The organism is uncultured Kordia sp. (assembly GCF_947496985.1).
Taxonomy (GTDB): Bacteria; Bacteroidota; Bacteroidia; order Flavobacteriales; family Flavobacteriaceae; genus Kordia.
In genome coordinates, this window is record NZ_CANMEZ010000002.1 from 530833 (window position 1) to 546820 (window position 15988).

Consider the following 15988-nt stretch of genomic DNA (forward strand, 5'->3'; position numbering starts at 1 on the left):
GCTGTTGGTTTGGTTAATTGACAGATTTGTTTTTTTTAACAAGTCTGATCATAAATATAGAAAAATTTCACAGATTTCAGACTCCTTTTTAAGATTCTATAGCTGTAGATTAAGATTAGGCTAAAAAAAGGTTAAGAGATAAAAATTTATTTTACTTTTGCACTCACAAAAATCACGATAACATGCAGCAGATCAAAGGTACATTGATTCCAATAGGAGGAAATGAAGATAAAGGTATTGAGGAAAATGAACAATATACACTAGAATTTATAGACGAAGGGATTTTATTTCACGTTGTTAAAGAAGCTGGTGGTGTGGATGCAAATATTGTGGTAATTCCAACGGCTTCTAGCATTCCTGTGGAAGTTGGAGAAAATTATTTAGATGCTTTTGATAAGTTAGGCTGTACAAATGTTACGGTTTTAGATATTAGAAGTAAAGAGGATTCTGAAAAAGACTCTTCTATTGAATTGATCAAAAATGCAGATTGTATTATGTTTTCTGGCGGAGATCAATCAAAAATTACAAATAAAATTGGAGGCACTCAAATACATGATATTTTAGTAGATCGTTACCAAAATGAAGAAGGTTTTGTGATTGCAGGTACAAGCGCTGGTGCAATGGCTATGGCTACTCAAATGATTGCTGGCGGAAGTGCTTCAGAAGCCTTTATTAAAGGCGCTGTACGTATGTATAAAGGTTTAAATTTGATTCCTGAGCTGATTGTAGACACACATTTTATTCGTAGAGGACGTTTTGGCCGTCAATCTGAAGCAGTAGCAAAGTTTCCTAATCTAATCGGAATTGGATTAGCTGAAGATACAGGAATGATTATCAAAAACGGAAACGATTGTACTGTAATTGGTTCTGGAATGGTGATTGTTTTCGATGGCGCTACACTAACACACAATAATGAAAAAGTATTGAAAGAAGGAACGCCAATGACAATGGCAAATATGACGATTCATGTACTTTCAAACGGAGACAAGTTTGATATTAAAAATCGTACGGTTTCTGTTTTACCTATTGAGGCACCTTTTATTTAATAGATGTTAGACCGCTGCGCTATTAGATGTTAGATCGCTGCGCTTTTAGACTTTCTCACTCTTGCTTGATTTTTTTGCTTTCGCTGAATTGTCTTAGATTTAACACGTCATAAAGGAGATGTTAGATTGCTTCGCTTTTAGATTTGTTGCTTTTGAGAATGGAATTTTCGATGTATTCTTTCCCTATTATTTTTGATTCACTCTGATAAATAGAAAAAGGCACTACAATTCCTTTTGTCATTATAGCGCCTAATGTATTTATTGGTTTAAGGTTAGTTTTCTTTTAATAGTTCGAGTACTTTTTCAACAGCTTCATCTTTCTTTTGCTCTTGTAGTTTACTGACAAATTTATAGCCACTTTCTCGATTGTATTCTATATGATGATGTGCAGGAATTCCAATGTTCTCATAATTAACTCCATCTGTACTTTCATAGATTTCATTTGACAGTCCATAACTCCAACCATTTGGCAATTGTTTGTCTAGTATATCAGAAAAAATTCCTTCCGTATTAGAACCTATTCGAATTGCATTTGGCGCAGCTTTCAATGAACTTAATACAAATATTTCGGTAGCGCTTGCCGACAATGGACTTGTTAGGATATACAACTCTCCATTAAATACTTTTTTTGCAGGCGAAATACGAATTACATTTGCTGTAGTATATTCTCCTTCTTTGACATACGCTTTCTTTGAAAATACAGTAGTTTCTTCTTTTGTAAAATAGCTTAGTATTTTTAAAGCCACTTCATCTGTTCCTCCACCATTAAATCGTAAATCAATAATACATGCTTTTGTTTTTACCAATTCTGGAAAAATAGTGTCCATAATATATGCTGCGCCATCAACTTCATCTTGTGTTTGATTGTCACTTTCCTCAGTATATTGTTCATACAATGCTTCTGCTTTTTCAGGATCATCACCTAAATCGTAATGAGCAAATCCCATCATTCCGTTAATTTGAAGAAACATAACATCTTCATTGATCAATCCCCAATTCAGTATTCCATAATTGTAGGTTTTATAATCAGATACATATTTTCCAAATTGCTCAAACTTAAATTCATCAAAATTAATTTTCTTTCGTTGCTTTTTAGGATTGCTTGGAGTTTCAGATTTTTTGTACGCTACATATTCTTCTGCAATCTCTTCTGGTAATGGAATTCCAACATGTCCATCTTTCATTTCTTTAAGCATATCTTGTAATACAACATATAATTCTAAAGAAGAAGACTCTGAAGATAGTTTGCTTTTATATTTAGATTTCATCACATTCCAATCAATATTTCTTTCCTTGAAATAGCTGTAATGTTCATTAAATGTTTGCCACAATGATTCAAAATTAAATAAGGGATCATTTTTTTCTGCTTCACTTAATGGGGCACAATTTTTAGGCATTTTTTCTAAACGTACAAAATCATACGTAGTGATTCCCATTTTCACTTTTAGTGTATTTTCATTTTTCAGCTTTAACGAAAGAAACTGTTCTGCTACTTCACGAGGAAATTCTTCAGACGGCAAACAATTTATATTGTTTACATCATATAACGATACAACTTCATCCGTAATGTTTACTATTCTTCCGTATCCAATACTTTTCCATGTTCCGTTTATAGTAGCGGTGATTTCACTTGTTTTGTTTTCCGTTTTTTGACGTGTATTGCTTTTGCATTTTAAAAGGAAAATAATCGTTACTAGAAAAATTAATGTCTTCAGTTTTTTCATTTGATACTTGTTTTTGTTTTAGATTGATGATATTTATTTTTACCACAAACTAAGGTCATTATAGTGTACCAAACGCTCCAATGCTTCTATTGGAACCTATTTTCTAGCTTAAATTGGCTTTTTTGTATTGTGACGGAGAAAGTCCCGTTTCTTTTTTGAAGATTCTGTTGAAACTTGTTTTTGACTTAAATCCACATTCGTATGCAATTCCTAAAAGTGTATAATTTTCAAAATCTTTTGACGCTAATTTGTCTTTTACAGCAGCCACACGATATTTATTTATGATGTCGTAAAAAGTGATTTTCATATGCTGATTTAGCATTCCAGATAGTTTTTTATCCGTGGTTGAAATCATCTGCGCCAATTTATTCAATGTTAACGCTTCATCTAAATATGGCTTATCTGAAATAAAAATGTTTTCTAATCGTGTTTGCAATTCTTGAAACATTTCTTCATCAACAATAGATGTCACTTTGCTTTTTTCTACAATTTTTGATTGCAAAACAGGTTCTTGAATCAAAAAGTCAGGCACAAATATTTTAGATTGTCGCACTCCATAGTATCCTAAATACCCTATTAATATAACAACTAATATTAGCGTAATAAAACTAGTATCTATGGCATCTTCGCCTACATATATTTCATAACAAGTTCCTAGTAAATCCAATATTGCTACTAGTAATGTTCCTAGCAACATTTGTTTTACCCAACCAAAATCTGTTTCAGAAATTGTAGAAAAGTTAGCTTCCATTGCTTTTTTATATCTGTAAAACAGTTTTAGTGAGAATACTAAATAGATAAGCAAATACACTATCAAACTCATAAAAAAGACTGCATTGTTATCATTTAAAACCTTTAAATAGTTGAAGACAAATTTTTTATTTACAATTGAAATGATAAATGGAATACTAATTACGCCTATATATATAATCAAAGGAATAAAATGAATCCAATTTTTCCTAAGCAGTGTTTTATGATCTTCAAATAATGATTTTATGTATATATATAATAACGGACCAATAAAAAGTTCTATGGTATCATTAAAAATAAAGGTAATAATATAGAGCAACTTAACTTTATGCACTTCAGCATACGCATGAAACATATATAAAAATATAATTCCAAAAAAGAGTATTAATAACTTTTGGGGAAGTTCTTTTTTCTTTGACTTAAATAATATGAGAAGAATCAGGGCGTTAATTACAATTCCTCCAATTAGCATAAAGTCAATGAGTAGTTTCATAAAATTTGGCTACTGTGAATATTAGTTACCTTTGTAGATAGAAACTTCTTCTGTTCCGTTTGAAGATTTACAGGCTCTGTACATTCCCTCGGTGTTGAAAGGCATTGCAATATTTCCTTTAGCATCAACAGCAATTAATCCTCCATCTCCACCAATTTTTAGAATGCGCTCGTTAATTACCGTATCTGCTGCTTTTTCTAGTGAATACTCTTTATACTCCATTAAGCTAGATACATCATACGCTACAACGCCACGAATGAAATACTCACCACTTCCTGTACATGAAACTGCACAAGTTTCATTGTTTGCATAATTTCCAGCGCCAATCATTGGAGAATCTCCTACTCTACCAAAACGTTTATTTGTCATACCTCCTGTAGAAGTAGCGGCAGCAATATTTCCATCTTGATCGCACGCAACAGCACCAACAGTTCCAAATTTTGAATCTTTCTTTAATGAATGATCTAATTGAAATGTATCTGTATCTTTAATTTCTTGCCATTGATTATATCGTAATTCATCGTAAAAATACGATGGATTTTCTAATTCATAATTATGCATTTTAGCAAAATACATTGCGCCTTCTCCCGCCATAAACACATGCTCGCTTTTATCCATTACATCACGTGCTAATGAAACAGGGTTTTTTATTCCTGTAATTAACGAAACTGCACCTGCATTCAATGTTTTCCCTTCCATAATAGCAGCGTCCATTTCATGTGTTCCTTCCGCAGTAAATACACTTCCTTTTCCAGCATTAAATAGATGTGAATTCTCCAGTAATTTAACTGCTGTTTCTACCGCTTCTACAGACGACTTCCCTTTTTCAAGCAATTGATAACCTGCATCCAACGCTTTTTTCAAAGCTGCTTTATATTCAGCTTCTAGTTGTGGTGTCATCATTCCTTTTACTAATGTTCCTGCGCCTCCGTGAATGGCAATTGAGATCGTTTGCATAGATTTAAAAAGTTAAGGCTCGAAAATTACGAATTTGTTATCATTTAAAAAGCAAAATTCAAGAAACTATATCAAAATATTTCACTTCCTATTTAGTCTTTTTTATGTAAAAAGAAAAGCGATCCGAAGATCGCTCTCAATAATTAGTCATCACATGGATCACATTTATGATAGATATCTCCTGAAGAGCAAAACAAGGTATCCCAAGTTCCTCCTTTAATATTTTTTAAGTTTTCAGCTAAAAGAGTTGAAATAGATTCTTTGTTGAGAGACAACGATTTTAAATTTCTTTTTTTCATGATTTAAAATTTTGATTAATAAACCTAAAGGTAAGAAAAATAACACCTCTATTTAAAAAAAGTAAATTAGAATTCATTCATTTTCTACAAAGACGAAGATGATGATAACGTTTAGCGTATAAAACAGAAAATCAAGAAAATTATATTCTTTAATTTATTTTGGAATTTATATTATGAATTAAAAGAGCAACTCCAAATAAAAATGAAAATAAGAGTATACTTATTCCGAAACTATTACTCATAGGGGTAAATATAAAACATAACAAAACTGAAATAATCAATGAAATCGAATATATGAAATCGATCATTTTAGACAGTTTCAATAAAAATAATTTCAAAAATGTATATGATCGATTTTTATATATTGTGAATATAAAGCTGTTTACACTTAAGACTAAAAGTATAGGTGGTATTAATAAAGTATTGTCTCTTTTCATTCGTATGTATTTTGATAAACTAAACTCATACGGTTCTAACTCAAAATAAACGAAAATTGAAAGAATAATTATTAGGATAAGTAAGCAAATAAATAAGAAGTTTGATAAATAATTTATTTTCATAAATCAAATATAACAAATATAATTAGCTCAATATTTAGGTCATCCAATTCATTGAATGTTGTCAATATATAAATTAAACATCTTGGAAATAAAGATAGGCTTTACGCTATATTATTAGGTTTCGTTCTATCAACATCATCGACTTCTTGCGCTCCGCCGTAAATAGTATTCATTTGTATTTTCGTTAATTCTTGAAATTTTTCTAACATAACTAAAAAATTTAAAATTAATATATAGTATGAAAGTAAAACAGCAAAAAAGCGAAAACAAGAATCGTTACATTTGGTTTATAAAACAAAGGTGATTAAAAAAGTAGAAAAGAAAAAGCGAACCGAAGTTCGCTTTAAAGAAGATTACAACAAAATAGCATCTTCAATAATGACATACCCTCCAGTAATAGAGTTAGAATTCTGAATCTCGAATTTTTCAAATTGTGATAACATAATAATAAATTTTAAAATTAATAATGATATGAAAGTAAAACAGGAAAGAATGAGAAACAAGAATCACCACCTAAGGTTTATGAATCAAAGGTTATAAAAACAGTAGTATGAAAAAAGAAAAAGCGGCCCGAAAGTCAGTCACGGTCAGAATTTCTTCCGACCGTGACTGAACCGAAGCCCGCTTAAATTAAAAAACTATAAATCACCCGCCGTCTTAGCTATTGTTTTGCGACTGTTCTTCATTATGCTCCGGGTCAGTAATGTAAGTACTCCAATTGGCTGATTTTTCGTGATAATCAGTATTAGACGACTCTTCTTCATTATGCTCTGGATCAGTAATCCCTCCATATACATTTTGTGGTTTTTCAATTTCGAAATTTTTAAATTTTTCTAACATAATAATTGATTTTTTAAATTAATAATGTCTAATGTAGAAATAAAGTGATTACAGTTTATATACGAGTTTATAAGTGTAAAGTAGTAATCAATAAACGTTCAGCGGAAATTTATAAACGTAAAACTGATAACAGTATATTTACACGATAACTTTCAATTCATAAGCGAATTGATATAAAATAGTTATGATGAAATATACTATCTAGTGTGAAACATTCTTTTTTTATTAGAGAATCTTAGTAATATTCTTAAATTTGAATTTCCATCAAATTTTCAACCCATGGCAGACCAAAAACGACTTTTTTTACTAGATGCGTACGCACTTATTTTTAGAGGATATTACGCGTTTATTAAAAACCCAAGAATTAACTCTAAAGGACTAGATACTTCAGCAATTTTAGGATTCACAAATTCTTTATTAGATGTCATCAAACGGGAACGTCCAGATCATTTAGCAGTATGTTTTGATAAAGGTGGAAGTGTAGATCGTGTGGAAGCTTTTCCAGCATATAAAGCCAATAGACAAGAAACCCCAGAAGCCATCAGATTAGCTGTTCCATATATTGAAAATATTCTGAGAGCCATGCATATTCCTATTATTGTAAAAGAAGGATATGAAGCTGATGATATTATTGGAACGCTTTCTAAAATGGCAGAAAAGGAAGGATATAAAACTTTTATGGTTACGCCTGATAAGGATTTTGCTCAGTTGGTTTCTGAAAATATATTTATGTATCGCCCACGATTTGGTGGTGGATACGAAACTTGGGGAATTCCAGAAGTACAAGAAAAATTTGGTGTAGAACGCCCAGAGCAAGTAATTGATTTCTTAGGAATGATGGGAGATTCTGTAGATAATATCCCTGGGTTACCTGGTGTTGGAGAAAAAACAGCTAAGAAATTTTTAGCTGCGTATGGTAGTATGGAAGGATTACTTGCCAATACACATGAACTAAAAGGAAAGATGAAGGAGAAAGTGGAAGCAAGTAAAGAATTAGGTTTGCTCTCGAAACAATTGGCAACCATTATGCTAGATGTCCCTGTAGAATTTCATGAAAAAGATTTTGAATTATCGCAACCAAATATTGAGGAAGTAACTGAAATATTTATGGATTTAGAATTCCGCAGATTACTCGATAATTTGATTAAAACATTCAAAGCTCCTGAGGAAAATTCAGCGGAAGCAAACACAAAAACCACTTCAAAGACAACTAAAACAGCAGCTCCAACTGGGCAATTTGACTTATTTGCGGTTCCTGGAAGTGGAAATACAACAGAAGAAGCAACCGTTTCTGGCTATCAAACTATAAAAACAACTGAACATTTTTACCAATTGGCAAATACGCCACTATCGCGAAAAATGTTACTACAAAAATTACTGAAACAACAAAGCGTTTGTTTTGACACAGAAACTACAGGTTTAAAAGCACTAGAAGTAGAATTGGTTGGTGTTGCATTTTCTTGGGAGAAAGGAAAAGGATATTATGTCGCTTTCCCAGAAGATCAAGCTGAAACGAAAGCTATTTTAGAAGAGTTCCGTCCGTTTTTTGAAAATACTACGATTGAAAAAGTTGGACAAAATTTAAAATACGATATCAAAGTATTATCAAGCTATGATATGCCTGTAAAAGGGCCAATTTTCGATACGATGATTGCACACTATTTGATTAATCCGGATATGCGCCATAATATGGACATTTTATCGGAAACCTATTTAAATTATCAACCAGTTTCTATTGTAGAATTGATTGGTAAAAAAGGAAAAAATCAATTGTCTATGCGACAAGTTCCATTGGAGCAGCAAACAGAATATGCAGTTGAAGACGCAGATATTACGTATCAGTTAAAAGAACATTTCATTAAAGAATTGGAAAGTGGTCATTTGACAAAATTATTTACAGATGTAGAAGTTCCATTAGTAAGCGTACTTTCAGCTATGGAAATTGAAGGAATCAATATAGATCCTGGCTTTTTAGGTGAATTATCTAAGGAGTTAACTATGGATGTTGATCGTTTAGAGAAAGGAATTTTTGAGCAAGCAGGTGAAGAATTCAACTTAGCTTCTCCAAAACAGTTAGGTCCAATTTTGTTTGACAAACTAAAGTTAGTAGACAAGCCTAAGAAGACAAAAACTGGTCAGTATTCTACTGCTGAAGATGTACTTTCATACCTAGCAAAAGATCATCAAATTGTTGCCGATATTTTAGAATGGCGTCAATATAGAAAATTACAAAGCACCTATGTAGATGCGTTGCCAAATGAAATAAACCCAAAAACAAATCGTATTCATACAGTATATGCACAAGCGGTTGCCGCAACAGGACGATTGAGTTCTAACAATCCGAATTTACAGAACATTCCAATCCGAACAGAGCGTGGACGACAAGTTCGAAAAGCATTTGTACCAAGAGATGAAAATTATGTATTACTTGCTGCCGATTATTCTCAGATTGAATTACGAATTATTGCAGCTTTGAGTAAAGAAGACACCATGATTGAAGCTTTTAAAAATGGCGCAGATATTCACGCTTCTACAGCTTCTAAAGTATTTGATATTGGTTTGGATGAAGTAACTCGTGAGCAACGTAGCAATGCAAAAACAGTAAACTTTGGAATAATTTATGGCGTTTCTGCTTTTGGATTAAGTAATCAAACTTCACTTACGAGAAGTGAATCTAAAGAATTGATTGACACCTATTATGAAACCTATCCAAAGTTAAGAGCATACATGTCGAATCAAGTGGCGTTTGCACGTGAAAATGGATATGTAGAAACGGTTTTAGGAAGACGTCGTTATTTAAAAGATATCAATTCGCGTAATGCCATTGTACGTGGAGCCGCTGAACGAAATGCTGTCAATGCACCTATTCAGGGAAGCGCAGCTGATATTATAAAATTAGCAATGATTAATATTCACAATCGTTTTTCAACAGAAGGTTTTAAATCAAAAATGTTATTACAAGTTCATGATGAATTGGTGTTTGACGCGCATAAAGATGAATTAGAAATCATAAAACCAATCATTAAAGAAGAAATGGAAAATGCTTTCAAAATAGATGTTCCATTAGATGTTGAAATAGGTATTGGACAAAATTGGCTGGAAGCGCATTAATGATTTAAGATTATTCATGTACGATTTTCTAGATCGTTTTCACCATATTGAATACATAAAGCATTTTACTTACACGAAAAAGAAAGCGATCCAAAGATCGCCGCTAACGAATCACAATAAGATTTCTACCTACTCAGGAATCGGAAACAATAAATCTAAAGCACAAATCGATACGTAAACTTCATCAAGAAGATATTTTCAGGTTGTTGCCCTAAAATCTGATTGTCTAAACTTTGCAGTAAATGATCTCTGGCGTTTCCAAAACCTGTAGTTCCTTGTGACCAAACCAAAAAGAGTTCAGAACCGGGAATATATTCCCAACGCAATACTAAATTTGAACGAAATTGCACAAAAGAGAAATCAGGATTTCCAAAAGAGTAGTTTGTAGTTCCATCTCCACCTTCATCTACTAAGTAAGAACCTGAAGTTTCATCAAAAGTGATTTCATTGGGTTGATACTGATAAAAACGATCGTATAGATTATCTGCGATAGAATTGGTTACATATTTAAAATCTTTATATCGACCTATAGAAACAAAAGGTTGTCCATAATATTGAATAGACAAATTCGGGTTGATGGTATAATTAAAACGAATCGCCGCACTTAAAGTCTGATTATCAATATCTCCTAAAATATAACGCGTAGTTCCATTATTATCTGTTTGTGTTACGTATTGTGTTTTATTTGGATTGTAATTATACTGTGGACTGATAGATATACGCATTGCATTTGTGGGCTGATATGTAACATCTCCACTAACTTCTAAAAATTGAAAGTTATTTTGTTTTGCTTGTGAATACACCATTCCCCAACTTGTACGCAGTTTTTTACGTTCGTCTGTTCCAAAAAAGGCATATCCAAAATTTTCTTGCGAATATCGCCAACGTGGTCCACCACGTAAAAACGTATTAATATAAATTCTAGGTTTATGTGCGCCACCAAAATCAATCCACCAGTTATTTAAAAAGCGTAAGTTTCCATTCACTTCATATTGAATTCGATTAAAATTCCCTTCAAAATCATATGTTGTAAATTGTGAAAAACGTGCTGAAATCCTTCTAAAATTTCCAACCGATTTTGTAGTTTGATATCCTACATTTGCATATTGACGAATTTCATCTGCTTGACGTAGAAATCCGATATCATTTAATTCCAATTCTGGCGAACGCCAAATAACTCCTGTGTCATAACGCCAAGTTCCGCCACCTGTTTTTCCAAACTCTAACTTTCCTCCTGTTCCTGTCAAAGATGTTTTATTTGGGTCAACATCAACATGACTCGCATCTACACGTTGAAATAAATGGGTTAATGAATTTTGTGTGTTTGCAATGGCTTCTTTACTTCCTGCGACATGACTCGCAACAACATTTCCTTCTAAATAAAATGTTCTGTCTTTCCAATTGTGTCTAAAATCTAAACCTCCAGAATAGGCAGCTCTGTGTAAAAAACTAAGATGATCTTCCAATCGTCGATTGGTTGCTGTAAAAATTCCACCTACAAAAGTATTTCGTTCGTTAAAATCTTTTTGCAATCGTCCGACAAAATAATTTGTTAGTGGCTCTACTAACTCTTTTCTACGTGTCCCATTGTTGTCAATTTCGGCAAACTCTCTTCCTGTAACACTTTCTAACACACCAATAGACCAACCATTTTTAGTTTTCCCACTAAATTTTGCAGCTCCTAAAATAGTAGAATTTTGCGGTTGATCTACAAATTCACCTGAGCTTGTATTTGGAAAACTTTGTGGATTTCTTCCAATACGTCTCGAATAGAATACATTATCTTGTCCATTAGCAAATTGGTAATCAAATATATTTTTATTTTCAACAAAGAAAGGCCGTTGTTCTCGGAAGAATATTTGAAAACCATCTAGTGCTATTGCTGCCGGATCTGCTTCTACTTGTCCAAAATCTGGATTGATCGTGAAATCTAACGTTAAATCGTTTGTAACTCCAATTTTACCATCAATTCCTCCATTCAAGGTAAAATCATTACCATCACGAAACGGATTTCCTGCTTCTTCAGGATAAGTATCTAATTGTGTTACAACATAGGGTTGAATTTCAACTTGTTTTTGTGGTTCTATATTTTTTAACCCATGCAATTCTCCAAACTCACTTACCCAACCTGGTGCATCTTGTGGAATTCGTTGCCAAATAGAACGTTCTTCTTTTCGAAAAAAACGACGTTGCACTTGCAGTCCCCAAATTTGTTCTTCACTTTTTCCAAAACGTAACTGACTTAATGGAATTTTCATTTCAGCTGTCCAACCTTCATTATCTACATTTGTTTTAGTATACCAAATAGGATTCCAGCTTCCATCCCAATTATTACCATTATTCGAAATAAATTCATCTCCTTTTACACCAGCTGCAGTAACTGTAAATGAAAAACCCGTACGTAAATCGTGATAACTATCAATATTAATTTCAACCCAATCTCCGTCAAAACCATCTCTACGAGATAAACGCTTCACAATTTTATCTGGTTCAGCGTCATAAGCACGTATAGCAACATACAGAAACTTTGCATCATACATTATTTTAAACTTCGTCTGTTCAGTTGGTGGCGTATTTTCATCTGGTCGATTTTCTATAAAATCGGTTTCCCATTCCACAGAACTCCAACTTGGATCATTTATGATTCCATCTATCTTTGGAGATTCACCATTAACAACATTTGTAGTGTATATTCTTTTTGGAATAGATTTTGTGCCTTCTTGAGAAAAGCTTAAAAAAGGAACACAAAATAGTCCTACGCAAAAAAATAAGAGCGATTTCATTGGTGGTTTTTGATTGATTGATTGTTATAAAAGTAGTAAACCTTGTAAAATCAAGTACACTTTTATGTAAAAATTAACACTTATCAAGAAAGACAATAAATAAAAATCCTTTCTTTTTTTATTGGATATACGTACTAACACGTAGGTAATTTTAAGTATTTTTGAACCGAAAACAAAAAATTAGTGAGCGCCTTAAAAACTATATTATATTTTTCCCTTTTTAAGTATCCGTTGACGAGAACAGAAATTTTTCAATTCTCCAACAATACGAATCAAAAAGAAATCAATAGCGAAATAGATTTGCTATTGGAAAAAGGTGTCATTTTCAATTTTGATGGCTTTTATGTTGATGTAAACGATCCTGATCGTGTAGAACGTAGGTTGAAAGGAAATGAAATGGCACGAAATATTATGCCTAAAGCAATAAAAGTTTCTAAAAAAATAGCCAAATTCCCATATGTAAAAGGCGTGTGTTTATCTGGTGCATTGTCAAAAGGTTTTTATGATGATGATGGTGATTTTGACTTTTTTATCATTACCAAGCCAAATCGTTTATGGATTGCTAGAACACTACTGGTTTTATACAAAAAAATATTCTTGTTCAATTCTAAGAAATATTTCTGTGTCAACTATTTTGTCAGCACCGACAAATTAGAGATTCCTGAAAAAAATATTTTCACAGCTACTGAAATAGTAACGTTGATTCCTTTATATGGAAAAGAAACATTTGAAGCCTTCCAAGTAGCAAATACATGGTCTGATCCATATTTCCCGAATAAACCAGTTACAAAAACAAGTACTATAAGAAATACCGAAAAGAGTAGCTTTTCCAAACTGATCCAAAAAACATTTAATGGTTCTTTTGGACTTACGTTTGATAAGTTTTTACAAAAGCTTACACTCAAAAAGTGGGTTAAAAAGTTTAAACACTTGGCAAAAGAAGATTTCGATATTGCTATGAAATCTACTAGACATGTATCTAAACATCACCCGCAAAACTTTCAACGAAAAGTAATTACTCGACTTGACGAAAGATATAAAGACATCGTAAAACAGTACAACCTGAAATTACCCGAAGAACATGCTTGATATTGTTTTTTCACATTCTTACTATTATAAGTTTGACGCCAAACAATGGAAAAATCAAACGCCATATCCGCCACTTGGAACCCTATATGCTGCTTCCTATTTACGTGAAAACAATTATAACGTTGGTGTGTTTGATGCGAATCTTTTAGATGACCCTAAAACGATTCAACCTTATTTAGAAGAACACAAACCTAACACATTCGTAATTTACGATGATGGCTTTAATTATTTAACAAAAATGTGCTTAACCACTATGCGTGAAGCCGCTTTTGAAATGATTAAAATTGCCAAAAATTTAGCGTGTCACGTGATTGTTTGTAGTTCAGATTCAACAGATCATTATGAAAAATATTTAGAAGCTGGTGCAGATTTTATTATTCAAGGTGAAGGTGAGATTTCTTTAAAAGAATTGGTAGATGCTTTGTCTAACAATGAAGATACTTCAAAAATTAAAGGATTGGTTTTTGAAAAAGAAGGTGAAATTATCAAAAATCCAAAACACCCCGTTTTGCGTAATTTAGATGAATTGCCAATGCCTGCTTGGGATTTAATTGACATTGAACCATATCGTGAAATTTGGGAAAATGGAGGAAATGAATTTACATTAAATATGGCGACAACACGTGGTTGCCCATTTAAGTGTAATTGGTGTGCAAAACCAATCTATGGAAATCGTTACAACTCACATTCTCCAGAATACATTACAAAACACATTAAATATTTGAGCGAAACCTATGGTGTAAATCGTTTTTGGATGTGTGATGATATTTTTGGCTTAAAGCCTAATTGGGTTCAGAATTTTAATAAAGAACTCAAAAAAGAAAAACTATCCATATCCTATTATATACAAAGTCGCGTTGATTTATTATTAAAAGAAGATACTATTGATGCGTTGGCAGAAAGTGGCTTGGAAGAAGTTTGGGTTGGTGCAGAAAGTGGTTCGCAAGCCATTTTAGATGCAATGGATAAAGAAACTAAAGTGGAACAAATTTATGAAGCAACGCATTTGTTGAAAGAAAAAAACGTTCGTGTAGCATTCTTTATTCAGTTTGGTTATTTAGAAGAAACCAAAGAAGATATTCAGAAAACAATTGACATGATTAAAGAATTGGTTCCTGACAATATTGGTGTTTCTGTTTCCTATCCGCTTCCAGGAACTAAATTTTATGATAAAGTAAAAGATGATCTAAAGCTAAAAGCAAATTGGACTGATTCTGACGATTTAGCTATGATGTTCAAAGGAACTTACAACACACAATTTTACAGAAAATTACAACGTTACGTTCACAAAGAATTTCGTAAAAGTCAGGCTGTTCAAAACTTTAAAAAATTCTTTAAAAACCCGTTTTCAATTTCTAAATCTGAGTTACGATTGATGATTTTGTTAGGGTATTATGTACCAGCCGCCTTCATCGATAAATTGCAATTGAAAAATATGGAGAATACAAATGCATAGTGATTTTGATATAGCAGCTTCACAATACGATTCTATTTTCACGTATTCTAATATTGGCAAAGCACAACGCAAATTGGTATTTAAATATATCAATCCAATTATTAAACAAGAAAAAAAACGTTCAATTTTAGAGTTAAATTGTGGCACTGGTGCTGATGCAATTGAATTTGCAAAACTAAACCACGATGTAATTGCAACCGACATTTCCTCAGGAATGATCGAAAAAGCAAAAGCAAAAGCGCATCCAGAAAATGTAACGTTTAAAGTCCAAGATATTAATACCATTACAAAAGATACATTCAACAAAAAGTTTGACTTTATTTTTTCAGATTTTGGTGGTTTAAATTGTCTCTCAAAAAAACAATTAACTACCTTTTTAGAAACATCTACAGGCTTACTAAATCCAAAAGGAAAATTAGTAATGATCATTATGCCCAAACATTGCTTGTGGGAACGTTTATATTTTAATCTAAAAGGAGATCGCATAAAAGCTAATAGAAGAAACACAAACAAAAGTGTTATAGCCAACGTGGATGGTGTAGGTGTAGAAACTTGGTATTTTAACCCTAAAGAAATTATTGAATTAGCGCCTTCAAACTACACCAAAGGACTTATAAAACCTATTGGACTTACAATTCCGCCATCTTATTTAGAAAATTCTTTTTTAGCAAAAACACCTTTCCTATCAATTTTTAAAGGTTTAGATTCAATATTAACACATTCATCATTAGCAAAATACGCAGATCATTTTTTGATTGAATTACAAAAAGCATAACAGTTTTCCACAGTTCGATTATCCAAAAACTATTGGATTCTAAATAAGCAAAGACAACTCATTTTAACTTTATAAGTACCTAAAACATCTTTATATTTACATCAG

12 protein-coding genes are annotated in these 15988 nt (G+C 32.3%); 6 read left to right on the plus strand and 6 right to left on the minus strand.

Going from position 1 to position 15988, the window contains the following annotated elements:
- The first annotated feature begins 182 nt into the window (after positions 1–182).
- Complete coding sequence (locus tag Q0828_RS07275; RefSeq protein ID WP_298419082.1) at positions 183–1046, plus strand: cyanophycinase; 864 nt, start codon at positions 183–185, stop codon at positions 1044–1046.
- A gap of 272 nt (positions 1047–1318) precedes the next feature.
- On the opposite strand, the gene Q0828_RS07280 is transcribed toward Q0828_RS07275, so the two are convergent.
- From Q0828_RS07280 to Q0828_RS07295, 4 genes are all read right to left on the minus strand, one after another.
- A complete protein-coding gene (locus tag Q0828_RS07280) occupies positions 1319–2770 on the minus strand; it encodes a S41 family peptidase (protein ID WP_298419085.1) in 1452 nt (483 codons plus the stop codon).
- A gap of 103 nt (positions 2771–2873) precedes the next feature.
- On the minus strand, positions 2874–4013 hold the full coding sequence (locus Q0828_RS07285; protein WP_298419087.1) for an AraC family transcriptional regulator: 1140 nt from the start codon (positions 4011–4013) through the stop codon (positions 2874–2876).
- Between the two features lie 21 nt (positions 4014–4034).
- Positions 4035–4970, minus strand: coding sequence for an isoaspartyl peptidase/L-asparaginase family protein (locus Q0828_RS07290; protein WP_298419089.1), 936 nt, complete (start codon positions 4968–4970; stop codon positions 4035–4037).
- Between the two features lie 143 nt (positions 4971–5113).
- The gene (locus Q0828_RS07295; RefSeq protein ID WP_298419093.1) at positions 5114–5269 is read right to left on the minus strand and encodes a class I lanthipeptide; all 156 of its coding nucleotides are present in this window, start codon (positions 5267–5269) and stop codon (positions 5114–5116) included.
- Between the two features lie 294 nt (positions 5270–5563).
- On the opposite strand from Q0828_RS07295, the gene Q0828_RS07300 reads away from it, so the two are divergent.
- Positions 5564–5755, plus strand: coding sequence for a hypothetical protein (locus Q0828_RS07300; RefSeq protein ID WP_298419096.1), 192 nt, complete (start codon positions 5564–5566; stop codon positions 5753–5755).
- 731 nt (positions 5756–6486) lie between these two features.
- Here Q0828_RS07300 and Q0828_RS07305 read toward each other — a convergent pair.
- Positions 6487–6669: a hypothetical protein gene (locus tag Q0828_RS07305; RefSeq protein WP_298419099.1), complete on the minus strand. Its 183-nt coding sequence runs from the start codon at positions 6667–6669 to the stop codon at positions 6487–6489.
- A 279-nt stretch (positions 6670–6948) separates the two neighbouring features.
- Between Q0828_RS07305 and polA the strand changes: the two genes are divergently transcribed.
- On the plus strand, positions 6949–9780 hold the full coding sequence (polA, locus tag Q0828_RS07310; RefSeq protein WP_298419101.1) for a DNA polymerase I: 2832 nt from the start codon (positions 6949–6951) through the stop codon (positions 9778–9780).
- A gap of 155 nt (positions 9781–9935) precedes the next feature.
- Here the strand turns inward: polA and Q0828_RS07315 are convergent, their stop codons facing one another.
- Positions 9936–12563, minus strand: coding sequence for a DUF5916 domain-containing protein (locus Q0828_RS07315; RefSeq protein WP_298419104.1), 2628 nt, complete (start codon positions 12561–12563; stop codon positions 9936–9938).
- Between the two features lie 183 nt (positions 12564–12746).
- Between Q0828_RS07315 and Q0828_RS07320 the strand changes: the two genes are divergently transcribed.
- From Q0828_RS07320 to Q0828_RS07330, 3 genes are read left to right on the plus strand one after another with little or no spacing between them, the layout of a single operon-like run.
- Entirely contained in the window at positions 12747–13652 is a 906-nt protein-coding gene (locus Q0828_RS07320) for a nucleotidyltransferase domain-containing protein (RefSeq protein ID WP_298419106.1), read from the plus strand.
- Positions 13645–15108, plus strand: coding sequence for a radical SAM protein (locus Q0828_RS07325; protein WP_298419108.1), 1464 nt, complete (start codon positions 13645–13647; stop codon positions 15106–15108). The genes Q0828_RS07320 and Q0828_RS07325 overlap by 8 nt, the downstream gene beginning before the upstream one ends.
- Entirely contained in the window at positions 15101–15883 is a 783-nt protein-coding gene (locus Q0828_RS07330; RefSeq protein WP_298419111.1) for a class I SAM-dependent methyltransferase, read from the plus strand. The genes Q0828_RS07325 and Q0828_RS07330 overlap by 8 nt, the downstream gene beginning before the upstream one ends.
- Positions 15884–15988: the final 105 nt, after the last annotated feature.